This is a genomic window from Nocardia camponoti (assembly GCF_014646135.1).
GTDB lineage: Bacteria > Actinomycetota > Actinomycetes > Mycobacteriales > Mycobacteriaceae > Nocardia > Nocardia camponoti.
In genome coordinates this window covers 883,039-899,076 of record NZ_BMMW01000002.1, presented here as the reverse complement: position 1 = coordinate 899,076, position 16,038 = coordinate 883,039, and the positions used below count along the sequence as shown (strand labels likewise).

Genomic DNA, 16,038 nt, shown 5'->3' with positions numbered 1-16,038 from the left:
GCACGAAAATGCCAGCTCGATTGCAACCGTTCAGTTGCAAAGCCGGTTCTTCTCAAGTGATTTGATCCCTGTCGGTCGCCGACCATGGATGGCGGCGATGGACGCGGTGGCGAGTAGACGAAGCCGCAGCGGGCGGTGGACGCGGTGGCGGATGGGCGACGAAGCGGGCGATGCGACGGCGGTGGTGGGCACGGCAGCGAGTGGCGGTGCGATGCGGTGGCACCCCGACGACGTGACGGCGCGGGGCGACGCGACGGCGGACGGTCACGCGGTAGCACGTGGGCGACGCGTCGGCGGCGGCCAGCGCGACTGCGGCGGGCGGCGACGCAGCAGGCTGGCAACGTGATGGCGGGCGACGCTGCTAGCCCGGTTGCTGAGGCCGCGCATATTCCGAAATGGCATAAACGTGCGCGTTCAAGCTTAAAGGGGCGAATTTCGGGGGCGAGGCTGCGAACTTGCACGAAAATGCCAGCTCGATGGCAACCGCTCGGTTGCGAGTCCGGTTCTTCTCGAGGTGATTTGAACCCTGTCGGTCGCCGACCATGGACGGCACCATGCAGGAATGCTCTTGGTCAAGCCCGCCGCAACCGACGTCCGACGGGTCGCGTTTTACCGTCGCGCTGGGTTTCTGCGCGCGCTTGCACCGCTTGCGCTATTGCTGATCTGGCAGGTTGGCAGCAGCTCGGGGTGGATCTCGGCGAAAAAGCTGCCAGCGCCGTCGGCGGTGTTCGACGCCGGGGTGCAAACGTTCGAGTCGGGCCAGCTCATCGACGCGTTGCTGGTTTCGGGACAGCGCGCGCTTTACGGTTTCGCGCTCGGCGCGGTGCTCGCGCTCGCGCTGGGGATTCTCGCTGGGCTGAGCAAGATTGGCGAGTACGCCGTCGACCCGCCGCTCCAAATGTTGCGCACCATCCCACTTTTCGGCCTGATCCCGGTGTTCATCATCTGGTTCGGCATTGGCGAGGAACCGAAGGTCTACCTGATCGCGCTCGGCGTTTTCTTCCCGCTGTACCTGAACACGTTCGCGGGCATCCGCCAGCTCGACCCGAAACTCATCGAACTCGGCGACGCCCTCGGCCTTACTTTCCTCGAACGCCTCCGACTGCTTGTCCTCCCTGGCGCGCTGCCGCAAATCTTGGTTGGCGCACGGCAAAGCCTTGGTATCGCATGGCTTTCGCTGATCGTCGCTGAGCAGATCAACGCGAGCGCGGGCCTCGGGTTCGTGATCAACAACGCCCGCGAATTCCTCCGCACCGACATCGTTGTCTTCGGCCTGGTGATCTACAGCCTGCTTGGCCTCGGCACCGACGCCATCGTCCGTTTGCTGGAACGCCGCGCGTTGCGCTGGCAGCCGAGGGTTGGCCGCTGATGCGTGAGACCGCTCCCGTCGCGGGTGTCGAGCGTCGGCCGCTCCCATTACGTCCCGCACGCATTAGTGCGCCCAGCGCGGCAGGTTCCGACGGAGTTCACCTTCCCACTAGCGCGAGGATCGCATCATGACTGCTGCCGCCGTCACGCCCATCACCAGCAAGTCGCGCAAGCCGGTCACTCGAATCATGGGTCTCCGCAAAGACTTTGGTGAGCGCACTGTGCTCGACGGGATCGATCTGGAGATCGGTGCGGGCGAGATCGTCGCGCTCGTTGGGCGCAGTGGGTCGGGGAAATCAACGTTGCTGCGCATCTTGCGTGGACTCGATTCCCCAACGCGCGGTGAGGTTTCCGTCGACGGCAAGCCGACGATCATGTTCCAGGAACCGCGGCTCATTCCCTGGCAGCCCGTTGTGCGCAACGTCGCGCTTGGTCGACCGAAGCCGCGTAGGCGTCGCGCCGATTTGGCCGTCGCCCGCGACGTACTCGCCGAAGTTGGGCTCAAGGATCGGGCCGACGCGTGGCCGCTCACGCTGTCGGGCGGCGAAGCGCAACGCGCCGCGCTGGCCCGCGCGCTCGTCGCCGAGCCAACCCTCCTGCTGCTCGATGAACCCTTCGGCGCGCTCGACGCCCTCACTCGCCTGACCATGCACAACCTGCTGCTCAACCTGCACGCCAAACGTGCGTTCGGGGTGCTGCTCGTGACCCACGACGTCGCCGAAGCGGTAACGCTCGCCGACCGCGTCCTCGTGCTCGATGAGGGTCGCATCGCCGCTGACGTCGCCATCGACCTCCCGCGCCCGCGCGTCCAAGCGAACCTGGCCAACTACACGACCGAGCTGCTCACGCTGCTCGGCGTGACCCACTGATTTACCCACCCGCACGAAAGTTGTTCGAAGTGAAACGCACCCCGAAGTCCCGCATCGCCGGACTTGCTCTCGCCGTTGTCGCCGCGCTGTCGCTCAGCGCTTGCGGCGACGACGCGACCGAAGCCGCGCCGAGCGGACCGGTCGACCTGAGCACCGTCACGCTGAAAGTCGGTGACCAGAAGGCGATTTCGATCGAGGTGCTGCTCAAGGCGTCGGGCCAGCTGGAAAACCTGCCGTACAAGATCGAGTTCTCCACCTTCACGGCTGGCCTTCCGCTGGTTGAGGCGGCGAGCGCGGGCGGGATCGACATCGCCCAAACCGGCAACACCCCAGTCATTTTCGGTGCGGCGGCTAACGCTGACATCAAGGTCGTTGGCGCGCTGTCGGCGACCGGTAAGGGCGACGCGATCCTCGTCGGCAAGGACTCAACCACCACCTCGGTCGCCGCGCTGAAGGGCAAGAAGGTCGCGGTCTTCAAGGGCAGTTCGGCGAACGCGAACCTGCTGCTTCAACTGCAGAAGGCTGGCCTTTCGCTGAGCGACGTTGAGCCGGTTTACCTCGCCCCCGCTGACGGTTACGCCGCGCTGACCCGCGGTGACGTCGATGCGTGGGCCACCTGGGACCCCTACACCGCGATCGCGGAAAAGGAGATCGGCGCGAAGTCGATCGCCACCGCCGACCAGGCCGCTAACGGCTACAACTTCTGGGCAGCGGGCAAGAAGGCGCTGGCCGACCCGGGCAAGTCGGCGGCACTCGCCGACTTCTTCAAGCGCTACGCCGCCGCGACGAAGTGGTCGTCGGACAACCTCGACGTCTGGTCGACCAAGTACGCCGAACTCACCCAGATCAGCGTCGACGCATCGCGCACCACGTGGACGCGCTCGATCAAGAACCCAATCAAGTTGGACGACAAGGTAATCGCGTCGGAGCAAGAGATTGCGGACGCGTTCACGAAGGCGAAGGCGATCCCGGGCAAGGTTGACTTCAAGTCGTACGTGGACACTCGTTTCGACAAGTCGTAAGAGTTGGACTGCGGCGCACGTGACCTGGATTCACGTGCGCCGCACCGCAATTCGCGCACGAAGTGTGTCACCTTTCTTGCACACGTCGCTGCCCCCGCGCGTACGCGAGCCATGCACACGTGCGTCACGCGCCGCTGCGACTACGTCACGCCTTCCGCGTCCGCGCGCACCCCGCCGCTCGTTCGCGCGCCAGTGCCATCGCCAGCAGCTGCCCCGTGCACACGTGTGTCACGCGTCGGCTGCGGCTACGCCACGTCCTCGGCGTACCCCGGCCGCCCGCCCCGCGTACGCCCGCCCACGCGTGCCCCGACGCCCGTCGCCAGGGCCCGCCTCACGTACACAAGCGCACGCACCGCTGGCCCAACGCACATAAGCGCACACGCACTGCCCGCCACATGCGCATGCGGCCATCACGCAAGTGCGGCACCGTCCGCTGCGAGCCGCTGGCTTAGGTGTTCGCTGCTAGCAGCTAAGGGGCGCGCATCTCACGAAAAGCGGTGCCGCGCCTCAGTTTTCCGCAACCACCCAGTTGCAGAAAACATGGCATAAACGTGCACGTTCGCGCTCGAACCGCCGATTTCCGGGGCTTCACCCGCGAAACTGCACGAAAATGCCACCTCCGTCGCAACCGCTCAGTTGCTACCACTCGGCGAGCTTGTCGAAACGTAGCGCCACCAATCTAAAACGAGAGATATCCACAAGTCGGGAAAGTTATCCACAGTTGCGGATACCCCTAGCCAACCGGTGAAGGAAACCCCAGGCTGGGCGCATGGGGAGAGTAATCACGCGAGCTCAGCTCGCGATCGAAGGGGTTGCGCCGTCAACGATTACCGCGCGGTGCAAGCGCGGCTTCTATACCCGGCTGCTGCCCGGGGTGTTCTGCGAAGGTGAAGTCACGACGTTGGCGCGGTGCGCGGCCGTCGTTGAGTGGCTACCCGAGGCGTACCTCAGTCATCGGACGGCCGCGTGGCTGCTGGGCATGCTGACCGAGCCCGAACTAGTCGAAGCCACCGTGCCCAGTCGTAGGTATCGCCGAACACCCTCCTGGCTGCGGCTTTATCGACGCGACCTACCGCCCGGCGCCTTCACCGAACAGGCGCAACTCCCGATCACCACGCCCGCGCGCACCCTTTTCGACTGCATTCAGGTACTGCCAGAAGATGACGCGAATCGCCTGGTAGATGACCATCTTCGCCGCACTGTCGACCCGGTCGAGCTGGACCGATGGGTGCGGTTCGCACGAAAGGGCGCACCCGTAGCCCGCCGCCAGTTGCGGGAAGCCGCGATCTTCTCGATGTCGGAGCCGGAGCGCATCTTCGCGCGTGCGCTCGCACGCCGCAAGCTGGGCTTTTTCGCTAATGCCCCGGTTGGCCCATTCGTCTGCGACTTCGTGCATGAGCGCAGCAGGACGGTGGTTGAGGTTGATGGCCGCAGGTTCCACAGCGGAGCCAGGGTCTTCCGCGCTGATCGACGTCGGCAGAACTGGCTGCTCACCCACGACTGGCAGGTCCTGCGGTTTGCGGCGCTCGATGTGATCGACCATCTCGACCGGTGCGTTGACGAGGTTGAACGCGAGGTACGCAGACGTCGCCGAGTAGCAAAATCGCGCACGTTCGACGCCGACAACCCCGAATTCATGTCTCAAGACGCGAATGTGCACGAAAATGGCACCCTTGACGCAACCAGTTGGTTGCAATAGATTGAGTAGCAACCAATCGGTTGCAACTAAAAGGAGTGCTCATGGGGTTTCCGAACGAAATCACGCGCACCATCGAACTCGCGCATCCACCTGCCAAGGTCTGGGCCGCGCTCACCACCGCCGACGGCCTCGCCAGCTGGTTCGGCCAGACCGCGACCATCGACCTGCGACCAGGCGGCGCCGCGCGAATGACGTGGGGCACCGAACATGCCGCCGACCTCCGCGTTGAAAGAGTCGAAGAGCCAACAGTTTTCGGGTACACCTGGCCCATCGACGGCCTGCCCGACGACGACCCGCGCCGCACTTACGTCGAGTTCACGCTCGAACCTGTCGCGACCGGAACCCGACTCACCGTCGTTGAAACTGGCTTCGCGCAACTGCCCGCCGACATCCACAAGACCGCCTTCGAGGGCAACGTCGGCGGTTGGCGAAGCGAACTGGGCGAACTCGTCGAGTACCTCGATGCCGCCTGAGCCAGAGTTCATCGCCGAACGGGTCTTCGCCGCACTGGCCGACCCGAGCAGGCGATCGGTGCTTGCCGCCCTCGCCGCACGTGGCCCAGCCACCGCGACCGACCTCGCCGAGCGCCTCCCCATCACCCGCCAAGCCATCGCCAAGCACGTCGCACTGCTGACCGATGCTGGGCTGGTGATCGCCGAACCAGGCGAACGGCGTCGCGTGCGCTACCGCCTGAATTCAGCACCAATGCAAGTTGCCCAGCAATACCTCGCCGCCCTCGCGCGTGACTGGGACGGCCCACTAGCAGCACTAAGCCGACACTTGGATAGTGAGGAAACCTCATGAGCGACAACGACTTTAGCGTCACGATCGCAGTAGATAAGACCCCCGACGAAGTGTTCACCGTCATCAACGACGTGCGTGCGTGGTGGTCGGAAGAGATCGTTGGGGATTCGGGCACGGTAGGCGACAGCTACGTGTTCGAAGTCCCCGGCATCCACCGCGTCACGATGACAACAACCGAATCCGTTCCCGGCGAACGCCTCGTGTGGCGAGCAAGCGACACCTGGCTCAGCTTCGTGGAAAACACGGCTGAGTGGGACGGCACCGACGTGATCTTCGACCTCACCCCAACCAATTCCGGCACCGAACTCCGCTTCACCCACCGTGGTTTGGTCCCGTCGGGCGAGTGCTACGAGGTGTGCTCGAACGGCTGGACGGGTTACGTCACGACCAGCTTGAAGGGCCTCCTGACCACCGGAATTGGCGACCCTTACCGCGCAAGCACGCCCGTAGCTGAGGAGGCGGCCAAACACGGCAACGCCGAACTCCTCGGCCTCTAAACCGCGTACCCGCGCTAACGCGGAGCGAGCAACAACGTTTGCGTACCCCGCCCCGACAAGCCCGCCGCGCCCAACCGAGCGCGACGGGCAACCCGGCTAAACCACCGGCAAATACACCTTGTTTCCTGCCTCAGCGAACTCCGCCGACTTCTCCGCCATCCCCGCTTCGATCGCGGCAACGTCGGTGAGCCCCTGCTTCTCCGCGTAATCCCGCACGTCCTGCGAAATGCGCATCGAGCAGAACTTAGGGCCACACATCGAGCAGAAGTGCGCCGTCTTCGCGGGCTCCGCGGGCATCGTCTCGTCGTGGTACTCGCGTGCGGTGTCGGGGTCAAGCGACAGGGCGAACTGGTCGTGCCACCGGAATTCGAAACGAGCCTTTGACAATTCGTTGTCGCGGTCTTGGGCGTGCGGGTGACCCTTCGCCAGATCGGCGGCGTGCGCGGCGATCTTGTACGTGATCACCCCGACCTTCACGTCGTCGCGGTTCGGCAAGCCGAGGTGTTCCTTCGGCGTGACGTAACAGAGCATCGCCGTGCCCGCCTGGGCGATGATCGCCGCGCCGATGGCTGACGTGATGTGGTCGTACGCGGGTGCGATGTCGGTGGCGAGCGGGCCGAGGGTGTAGAACGGCGCTTCCTCGCACAATTCTTCCTCAAGGCGCACGTTCTCGACGATCTTGTGCATCGGCACGTGGCCCGGGCCTTCGATCATCACCTGCACGCCATAGGATTTCGCGATTTTGGTGAGCTCACCAAGGGTACGAAGTTCAGCGAATTGCGCCTCATCGTTGGCGTCGGCGATCGACCCCGGACGCAGCCCGTCGCCGAGCGAGAACGTGACGTCGTAGCGCGCCAAAATCTCGCACAGCTCACGAAAGTGCGTGTACAGGAACGATTCCTGATGATGCGCGAGGCACCACGCCGCCATGATCGACCCACCACGCGACACGATGCCCGTGACGCGCTTGGCCGCCAACGGCACGTACCGCAACAGCACGCCCGCGTGCACGGTCATGTAGTCGACACCCTGCTCGCACTGCTCAATCACGGTGTCGCGGTAGAGCTCCCATGTGAGTTTCGTAGGATCGCCATTCACTTTTTCGAGCGCCTGATAAATCGGCACCGTGCCAATCGGAACGGGCGAGTTGCGCAAAATCCATTCGCGCGTCTCGTGAATGTTTTTGCCGGTCGACAGATCCATGATCGTGTCGGCACCCCAGCGCGATGCCCAAACCATCTTCTCGACCTCTTCGGCGATCGACGACGAAACCGCCGAGTTGCCGATATTGGCGTTGATCTTGACGAGGAACTTCTTGCCGATGATCGTCGGCTCAAGCTCAGGGTGGTTGTGGTTGGCCGGAATCACCGCGCGACCCGCGGCGACCTCGTCGCGCACCAACTCGGGCGAAACCCCTTCGCGCTCAGCGATAAACCGCATTTCGGCGGTGATGATGCCCTGGCGCGCCCACGCGAGCTGCGTCGGCGGACCGTCGACGGCAGGCTTTTCCCAGGTGTCGCGGGTCTTGGCCAGCCCGGCTTCAAGATCGATCACCGCATCGGAATCGGTGTAGGGACCGGAGGTATCGAACACGTCGAAGTGGTCGCCGTTGGTGAGATTGATGCGTCGAACGGGAATTCGCAGACCGTCGACTTCGCGGTAGTGCTTAACGCTACCTTGGATCGGCCCGGTGGTGACAGACGTGACTGTAGCCATGAAGATGTCCTCCCTACGCCAGCATTACCTGGTCAGGTTCATACGGTCGACAGCCCTAGCTGTCCTCTCAGCCCGCTGGTGCGAGCCCCCGTGTGTGGCGGACGCGATAGCGCCCGTGTGTCTAGCGGTGGCGAGTCTATTCGCCCTCGCAACCGCCCGCCGACACATGGCCTACTTGGTCGCGCTCAGCCAGCGACGGTCTCCAGCTCACGCACTCGTGGCGCGGGCGCTGCTTCCTTGAGCCCAATGCGACAGTGCAAGCGCACCAACAGTTTTGGCGACCACCAGTTGAAAATGCCCATCATCCGCATCAGCGCGGGCGCGAGCAGTCCGCGAATCACCGTGGCATCGCTGAGCACCGCGAGCGCGCAACCAAGCCCGAATAGCTTCATCATCGACACGTCCGACGTCGCGACCGCGAGGAAAACGATGCTCATCAACAACGCTGCCGCACTGAAGATTCGACCCGTTCGCGCCACCCCAAGCGCGACCGCGCGCGTATTTCCCTCGGTGGTCTTCGGCCCGGCAAGCCATTCTTCGCGAATACGCGAAAGCAGGAAAACCTCATAATCCATCGACGCACCAAAGGCGAGCGTGAACATGAGAATCGGCATCGCCAAATTCAACGTGCCGGTCGCGGTAAAGCCCAGCAGCCCTGATAAATGCCCATCCTGGAAAATCCACACCATCGCACCGAACGTCGCGGTAAGCGAAAGCAGGTTCAAGACAAGCGCTTTGAGCGATAGAACAACGCTACCGGTGAAAAGGAAAAGCAGGATCAGCGTCGTCACGGCGATTAGCGCGGCAGCGAGCGGAACTCGACCGGTAATCGCGATAACCGAGTCGTTATTGAGCGCGGCAGCCCCGGTGATCAGCGCTTTCGCGCTAGCGGGCGGCGGAACAGCCCGCAGCGCGAGCAATTGTTCGCGGCCCGCCTCTGAGTAGGGGTCAACCTGAGTGCCAACCGAAAGATAAGCACCGTGCAGCGGATCGGACATGGCGGGAAAACCCGGTGCGATGCGCAGCCCATTGCGCGCGACAACGTCGCTGCTCAATACCGCCGAAACTCCCGGCACCTTCGACAGTCGCGTCGCGTAGTACCCCAGTTCCTGCGAACTCCCGCGATAACTGGGCAAAACAACCGTCGCGCTCGACGCGAGGTCAGCTTCGAATTCGCTACGCAGCACATCGCCAACCGCGCGCGACGGTGCCGAAGTGGGCAGCGTCCGATCGTCGGGATACCCGAATTCCACGCCGAGGAACGGTGCGCCAAGCAGCAGCAATACCGAACTCGTCGCAAGCGCGACCGGCAGCGGGCGACGCATCACCCGCATGACAAGGCGATACCAAAACGTGCGCTCAGCGGGCTTATCGACGCGCGGCGCGAGTCGCGTTATCCGACGCAAGAAGGGCCGTGGATCGGCCGCGTTAATGCGATGGCCAACCAAAATCAGCATCGCGGGCAATACGACAACCGCCGCCGCCGTCGCCGCGAAAACAACCGCGATGCCCGCGTAAGCGAACGAGCGAAAGAAGTATTGCGGGAAAACGAGCAGCGCGGCGAGCGAAAGCGCGACAACCAAAGCGGAATAACACACCGTGCGACCAGCGGTGCGTACCGAGCGGACTACCGCTTCCACATTGCTAAGGCCAGCAGCTAATTCCTCGCGGTAGCGACTGATAATGAACAGGCTGTAGTCGATTGCCAGGGCCAACCCGAGCGCGGTTGTCATATTCAGCGCGTAAATCGACACGTCTGTTGTCGCGGTAAGCACTCGCAAAATTCCTAGCGCGGCCGCGATCGCGAAGATGCCAATGAGCACCGGCAACGCCGCGGCGACCGCGCTGCCGAACACAATCGCGAGCAGAATCGCCGTTAACGGAATCGCGATCGCCTCGGCGAGCACGAGGTCGCGGCTGATCTGGGTGTTCATGTCGGAAAACGCCGCGCCCGGCCCGCCCGCTTCGACGCGAACCGGGCCTTCGGCGACCCGCAGACTTGCCGCGATTCGCCCCGCTTTCTCGGTGGCACCAGGGCCGGTGATCGCCGCGACGATCAACCCACGCGACCCATCTTTGTTGCGCAACGCCGACTTCATCATCGGCCGCGAAGTCCAGTACGACTGGATCGAACGCACCCCTGGCGTGGCGTTGAGCACCGAAATCGCCCGTTCGGCGGCGGCGCGAGCCGACGGTGAATCGGCCCCGTCCTCGGCGGTAATTTGCACGACGAAGTTGAGTTGGCTGCCCGGAAAATAGTCATCTAGGTGGCGTCCGGCCACGACTGAGTCGGCCTCGCCGGTCACAAACCCGCCAGACTTCATTTGCGTGTGAACATCCGCCCCCACCGCACCGCACACGATCATCACAAAAAGCGCGATCAGAACTACGAGCCGGGGCCGCGCCACTGAGGCGCGAGCAACCCTCGTCAACATCGCACCTACCTTATCCGGCGGGTCCGACAGTGAAACACTAATGAGTACGAACGGCGGTGCCCCCAAAAATGTCGGCGCTGCGCGGTGATAGCCGAAAATTGCCGTGATGAGGCAATCAGCGGCTACTAGTTGCGGCCTAGCTACCGGCTCGCGGTAGCGAGCTCGGCCTCAGTGTGAGGCGATTCACCCTCGTGCATGCCGAACCGATTGTGCAGTGCCACAAGGGGTTTCGGTGCCCACCAGTTAAGTGTCCCCATCATCCGCATCAGCGCGGGAGCGAGTAGTCCTCGGATAACCGTCGCGTCGCTGATCACCGCGAGCGCGCAGCCTAAACCGAACAGTTTCATCATTGACACGCCCGATGTCGCCACGCCAAGGAACACGATGCTCATCAACAGCGCGGCGGCGGTGAAGATGCGCCCGGTCCGTGCCACCCCCAGCGCGACCGCCTGCGTGTTGCCCTCGGTGGTCTTCGGCCCTGCCAACCACTCCTCGCGAATGCGCGAAAGCAGGAACACTTCGTAGTCCATTGAAGCGCCAAATGCCAAGGAGAACATCAGGATTGGCATCGCGAGGTTGAGAGTTCCGGTGGCGGTGAAGCCAAGCAAGCCCGACAGGTGACCCTCCTGGAACACCCAGACCATCGCGCCGAACGTCGCGGCAAGCGACAGAATGTTGAGAATCAACGCCTTGATCGGCAACACCACGCTGCCGGTAAACAGGAACAACAGCACGAGCGTGGTGATCGCGATCAACAATCCCGCCAGCGGAACGCGACCGATGATCGCGGTGACCGAGTCCTGGTTCAGCGCGGCGGGCCCGGCGATCAACGCTTCGCCTGGCGACGGGACCGCGCGCAGGGCGTCGAGCTGCGCACCACCTTCGGCCGAATAGGGGTCGAATTTTGTACCGACCGACACATAAGCGCCGTGTGCCGGGTCGATCATCTGCGGAATACCAGCGGCAACGCGCAGCCCGTTGCGATAAACGGCGTCGCTGCTCAACACCGCGGGAACGCCTTCTACCTGCGACAACGCCTTCGCGTACGCGCCAATTTCGGCGGAATCGCCACTGAATTCCGGCAGCACGATCGTCGCGCTCGACGCAAGGTCGGCGTCGAATTCCGTGCGCAGAATGTCGCCGACTTGGCGTGCCGAACTCGTCGTCGGCAGCGAGCGATCGTCGGGGTACCCAAACGCGACGTGCAGGAACGGCGAACCGAGCAGCAACAGGAGCGCGGTCGTCGCGAGCGCGACCGGAATCGGCCGCTTCATCACCGCGATCACCAGTCGGTACCAGAACGTCTCGGTCGGTTCCTTATCGCGTTGAGGCTGCACGCGGAACAGCTTGCGCAGCGGAACGCGCAGGTCCCATGCGTTAATCCGGTCGCCGACTAGGATCAGCAGCGCGGGCAAAACAACAACAGCGGCGACCGTCGCGGCGGCGACAACCGCGATCCCCGCGTACGCGAACGACTTGAAGAAGTACTGCGGAAAAACGAGCAGCGCGGCGAGCGAAAGCGCGACGACGAGCGCCGAGTAAACAACCGTCCGCCCGGCCGTCTGCACCGACCGAATCACCGCATCGTGCGGATTACGCCCGGCGGCCAACTCCTCGCGATACCGGCTCACAATGAACAGGCTGTAGTCGATCGCGAGCGCGAGTCCAAGCGCTGTCGTCATGTTCAGCGCGAAAATAGACACGTCGGTGAGCCCGGTAAGCACGCGCAAAATGCCAAGCGCGGCGGCGATAGCGAACAGCCCAATCGCGATGGGCAGCGCGGCGGCGACAACGCTGCCGAAAACAATCGCGAGCAGTAGGCCCGTGACCGGAATCGCGACAGCTTCGGCGAGCACCAGGTCCTTGCTGATCTGGGTGTTCATGTTGTCGTAGGTGGCGATGAGGCCACCAGCTTGGATGCTCACCGGGCCGTCGGTCTCGAACGCTTTGCTCAATGCCGCTGCGCGGATGGGCAATTCGCCGTCGTCGCCAGCGACGCTCGCCATGATCAGCGCGCGTTTGCCGTCATGGCTGCGCAGCGCTTGGCGCAGGTCGGGCCGCGTTGTCCAGTACGACTGCACCCCGAGCACCTCGGGCCTACCGCTCAACGCCGCGGCAACCTGGGCTGCCTTCTCAGTGGCGGCGGGCGAGTCGACGCTGTCGGGGGTGGTCACCAGCAGCACGTAGTTGGGCGCGCTGCCGGGGAAGTTGTCGCGCAGACTTTCGGCAGCGCGATACGAGTCAAGATCTTCGGTGACGAACCCGCCCGACTTCATATGTGAATGCACCGTCGCGCCAACCGCGCCGGACAAGATCATCAACAACAGCGCGACGGCAACGACCCAGCGCGGTCGGTTCGCCCCCAACCGGGCGATTCGAGTGAGCATGGGCTAACGGTATCGGGCGCTATGGTTGGTTCGATACCGCCTCAAGTTGGACCCGGTTCTGCCATAATCTCCGCCCCTGGGTGGAGGTCAGCGGGCCGCGACGATGCTGCCCGTCACTTCACCCAAGCCGATCGGCCGCCCTGCCGTGCCCGGTGCGGTAGCGGTAATCGTGACAGTGTCGCCGTCAAGCAAAAAGGTGCGCGAATCTCCCGCGACATTGACGGGTTCGCTTCCACCGCAAGACAATTCGATGAACGACCCGCGTTCATCGCGCGTTGGCCCCGAAATCGTTCCCGACGCGAACAGGTCACCCGGCCGGACCGACGCCCCATTGGCCGTCATATGCGCCAGCATTTGCGCCGGTGACCAGTACATCCGCCCGTACGGCGGCCAACTCACCGTCTCACCGTTCCACGTCACTTCAAGCGAAATGTTCAGCCCGAAATTCTGGCTGCCGCGCAGGTAGGGGAGTGGTTCAGGATCTTGCGGCGGGAGCGGGATCACCGCGTCTTCCAGCGCTGCAAGGGGCGTGACCCACGCGGAAACCGAAGTGGCGAAAGACTTTCCGAGGAAGGGCCCAAGCGGCTGATACTCCCATGCTTGAATGTCGCGCGCTGACCAGTCGTTCACCAGCGCGACCCCGAACACCCGCTCACGGAACTCATCGACGGCCACCGGGCCCCGCGCACCGCTGCCAACAATGAAGCCAAGCTCAGCCTCGATATCGAGTCGCTGACTCGGGCCGAACTCCGGCGTCCCGTCGACCAGTCGCTGCCCGGATGGTCGCGCGACGGGCGTGCCCGAGACAACGATCGTGCCCGCGCGCCCGTGGTATCCGACGGGCAGGTGTCGCCAGTTCGGCAGCAGTGGCTCGGACCCGGGGCGGAACAGTCGCCCGAGGTTGGTCGCGTGATCGATACTCGCGTAGAAGTCGACGTAATCCCCAACGGCGACAGGCAGTTTCAGCTCAACCTTGTCGATCGAATGCACTGAGCCAGCGGGTAACTCGGTTTCCGCGAACTCGCGGATCCGTGCGCGCACGTCCGCCCACTTGCGCGGCCCCTGGGCAAGGAACGCGTTCAGATTGCGCGTCGCGAACACGGGGTCGCCAAGCAGCTCGTAAACGTCAAGCACGTTGTCGCCCAAGCGAACTCCCACGCGCCACGCCCCGTTCACTGGCCGAAACACCCCGTACGGCATGTTCTCCAGCCCGTAAAGGTTCACCGCCGCACCCACGTGAACGCGTACGCGGGATCTTCGCAGGCCAGCGCCCCTTCGCCGAGTTGCAACGGTCGGAACGTATCGACCATCACCGCGAGCTCGTCAAAGAACTCGGCCCCGATGCTGCGCTCGTATGCCCCTGGCTGGGGACCGTGCGCGTACCCGCCTGGATGCACCGAAACCGACGCCTGCTCAATGCCCGACCCTCGTCGCGCTTCGTAATTCCCGCCCGCATAAAACATGATCTCCTCGGAATCCACATTCGAGTGGTAATAGGGAACCGGAATCGACAGCGGGTGGTAGTCGACTTTGCGCGGAACAAAGTCGCAGACAACGAAATTCGTGCTTTCGAACGCCTGATGAACCGGCGGTGGCTGATGCACGCGCCCGGTGATCGGCTCGAAGTCGCTGATATTGAGAATGTAGGGATAAACGCACCCGTCCCAGCCGACTACGTCAAACGGATGCGTCGCGTACGTGAGCCGAGTACCAAGTAATTCCCCGCCCGACCGATGCTTGACCAGCACGTCAACCTCGGTGCCGTCAACCAGCAACGGTTCAGTAGGCCCACGCAAGTCGCGCTCGCAATACGGCGAATTCTCAAGTAACTGCCCGTATTTCGAGAGGTACCGTTTGGGCGGTGCGATATGGCCCGACGACTCGATCACGTAGGCCTTGAGTTCGCCGGTCCACCGATGCGTCGTTGCTCGCGGAATAATCACCTGGTCGCCCTGACCGACAGCGAGACTTCCGAAAACCGTCTCAACGGTGCCACTACCCGACTCGATATAGATGAGTTCGTCGCCAATTCCATTGCGATATAACGGCGAGCTTGTGTTAGCAACCACGTACGAAATTCGCACATCGGCATTCGCGAGCAACAGCCTGCGGCCGGTCACCACATCCGCGGACACCTCGTCGGGAAACAGCAGTGGCAAGCGCAAATGGCGGTGGCGCAGTGGATGATTCGGCACCGTCGACTGATCACCAAGGTCCCACACCGTCGAACCGAGAATCGCCGGCGGCAACCCACGGTGATACAGCAGCGAGGAAGCGCCGGAAAAGCCCTCCTCGCCCATCAACTCCTCGTAATAGAGGGCACCCGAGGCGTCGCGATGCTGCGTGTGCCGTTTAGGCGGAACCGCGCCGATCTGCCGATAGAACGCCATAACCGGCCATTTTACGCCCCGATAGTCGGCTGACCAGCGAATTCGGCGATCACGGGCGCGTGGTCGCTCGCGCCTTTACCCTTGCGTTCGTCGCGATCGACGGACGCGTCGACGGTCAATTTCGCAAGTGCGGGCGACGCGAGGATATAGTCGATGCGCATGCCTTCTTTACGGGGGAACCGCAATTGCGTGTAGTCCCAGTAGGTGTAAACGCCGGGACCAGGGGCGAACGGACGCATCACGTCAGCGAAGCCGGCGTCGATAAATGATTCGAATGCCGCGCGTTCCTTCGCCGAAACATGCGTTTTGCCGACGAACAGTGCCGGATTCCACACGTCGTCGTCAGTCGGCGCGATATTCCAGTCGCCGACGAGCGCGATTTTCGCGGCGGGATCGTCAGCGAGCCAGCCTTGGGCTTTGCCGCGCAAAGTGTCGAGCCAGTCGAGTTTGTATTCGTAATGCGGGTCGTCGAGCGAGCGTCCGTTGGGCACGTACAAACTCCACACCCGAACATCGCCGCAGGTCGCGCCTATCGCGCGGGCTTCAACGACCGGCGAGGCGATGAGCGAATCGCCCGCGTTCTTGTCGAATCCGGGCTGGTCGGGAAAGGCGATTTCCACATCGTCGAGCCCAACTCGCGACGCGATCGCCACCCCGTTCCACTGATTTAGGCCGAAATGCGCAACCTCGTACCCCGCCGCTTCGAACGCTTCAAACGGGAATTGGTCATCGCGACACTTGGTTTCCTGCAACGCGAGTACGTCGATGTCGTGCCGGTCGAGAAACGCGATCGCACGATCAACGCGGGAACGAATGGAATTCACGTTCCAGGTGGCAAGGCGCACTTGGAT

General features: G+C 63.4%; 14 protein-coding genes. 8 read left to right on the top strand and 6 right to left on the bottom strand.

Features of this window, described 5'->3' with window-relative positions; genetic code table 11:
* The first annotated feature begins 97 nt into the window (after nucleotides 1–97).
* The 8 genes from IEX78_RS12255 to IEX78_RS12220 all read left to right on the top strand — a co-directional run bounded on the left by IEX78_RS12255 (nucleotide 98) and on the right by IEX78_RS12220 (nucleotide 6,259).
* Entirely contained in the window at nucleotides 98–346 is a 249-nt protein-coding gene (locus IEX78_RS12255; protein ID WP_188829021.1) for a hypothetical protein, read from the top strand.
* 216 nt (nucleotides 347–562) lie between these two features.
* Entirely contained in the window at nucleotides 563–1,369 is an 807-nt protein-coding gene (locus tag IEX78_RS12250) for an ABC transporter permease (protein WP_188829020.1), read from the top strand.
* 127 nt (nucleotides 1,370–1,496) lie between these two features.
* Nucleotides 1,497–2,237, top strand: a complete 741-nt coding sequence (locus tag IEX78_RS12245; protein ID WP_188829019.1) for an ABC transporter ATP-binding protein — start codon at nucleotides 1,497–1,499, stop codon at nucleotides 2,235–2,237.
* A gap of 20 nt (nucleotides 2,238–2,257) precedes the next feature.
* A complete protein-coding gene (locus IEX78_RS12240; protein WP_373291568.1) occupies nucleotides 2,258–3,259 on the top strand; it encodes an ABC transporter substrate-binding protein in 1,002 nt (333 codons plus the stop codon).
* A 769-nt stretch (nucleotides 3,260–4,028) separates the two neighbouring features.
* Entirely contained in the window at nucleotides 4,029–4,958 is a 930-nt protein-coding gene (locus tag IEX78_RS12235) for a DUF559 domain-containing protein (RefSeq protein ID WP_188829017.1), read from the top strand.
* Between the two features lie 41 nt (nucleotides 4,959–4,999).
* Entirely contained in the window at nucleotides 5,000–5,431 is a 432-nt protein-coding gene (locus IEX78_RS12230) for an SRPBCC domain-containing protein (RefSeq protein ID WP_188829016.1), read from the top strand.
* Entirely contained in the window at nucleotides 5,421–5,762 is a 342-nt protein-coding gene (locus IEX78_RS12225) for an ArsR/SmtB family transcription factor (RefSeq protein WP_188829015.1), read from the top strand. Before IEX78_RS12230 ends, IEX78_RS12225 begins: the two co-directional genes overlap by 11 nt.
* Entirely contained in the window at nucleotides 5,759–6,259 is a 501-nt protein-coding gene (locus IEX78_RS12220) for an SRPBCC family protein (protein ID WP_188829014.1), read from the top strand. Before IEX78_RS12225 ends, IEX78_RS12220 begins: the two co-directional genes overlap by 4 nt.
* Nucleotides 6,260–6,355: 96 nt before the next feature.
* On the opposite strand, the gene thiC is transcribed toward IEX78_RS12220, so the two are convergent.
* The 6 genes from thiC to IEX78_RS12190 form a co-directional block, all read right to left on the bottom strand.
* Nucleotides 6,356–7,975, bottom strand: a complete 1,620-nt coding sequence (thiC, locus tag IEX78_RS12215) for a phosphomethylpyrimidine synthase ThiC (RefSeq protein WP_188829013.1) — start codon at nucleotides 7,973–7,975, stop codon at nucleotides 6,356–6,358.
* A gap of 185 nt (nucleotides 7,976–8,160) precedes the next feature.
* On the bottom strand, nucleotides 8,161–10,299 hold the full coding sequence (locus IEX78_RS12210; RefSeq protein ID WP_229683904.1) for an MMPL family transporter: 2,139 nt from the start codon (nucleotides 10,297–10,299) through the stop codon (nucleotides 8,161–8,163).
* 251 nt (nucleotides 10,300–10,550) lie between these two features.
* Nucleotides 10,551–12,797 carry an MMPL family transporter gene (locus tag IEX78_RS12205; RefSeq protein WP_188829011.1) on the bottom strand — a complete coding sequence of 749 codons (2,247 nt, stop codon included), beginning with the start codon at nucleotides 12,795–12,797 and terminating at the stop codon, nucleotides 10,551–10,553.
* 87 nt (nucleotides 12,798–12,884) lie between these two features.
* Nucleotides 12,885–13,997, bottom strand: coding sequence for a fumarylacetoacetate hydrolase family protein (locus IEX78_RS12200; protein WP_188829545.1), 1,113 nt, complete (start codon nucleotides 13,995–13,997; stop codon nucleotides 12,885–12,887).
* A 20-nt stretch (nucleotides 13,998–14,017) separates the two neighbouring features.
* The gene (locus tag IEX78_RS12195; protein ID WP_188829010.1) at nucleotides 14,018–15,187 is read right to left on the bottom strand and encodes a homogentisate 1,2-dioxygenase; all 1,170 of its coding nucleotides are present in this window, start codon (nucleotides 15,185–15,187) and stop codon (nucleotides 14,018–14,020) included.
* Nucleotides 15,188–15,198: 11 nt separating this feature from the next.
* The gene (locus IEX78_RS12190) at nucleotides 15,199–16,032 is read right to left on the bottom strand and encodes an exodeoxyribonuclease III (RefSeq protein WP_188829009.1); all 834 of its coding nucleotides are present in this window, start codon (nucleotides 16,030–16,032) and stop codon (nucleotides 15,199–15,201) included.
* Nucleotides 16,033–16,038: the final 6 nt, after the last annotated feature.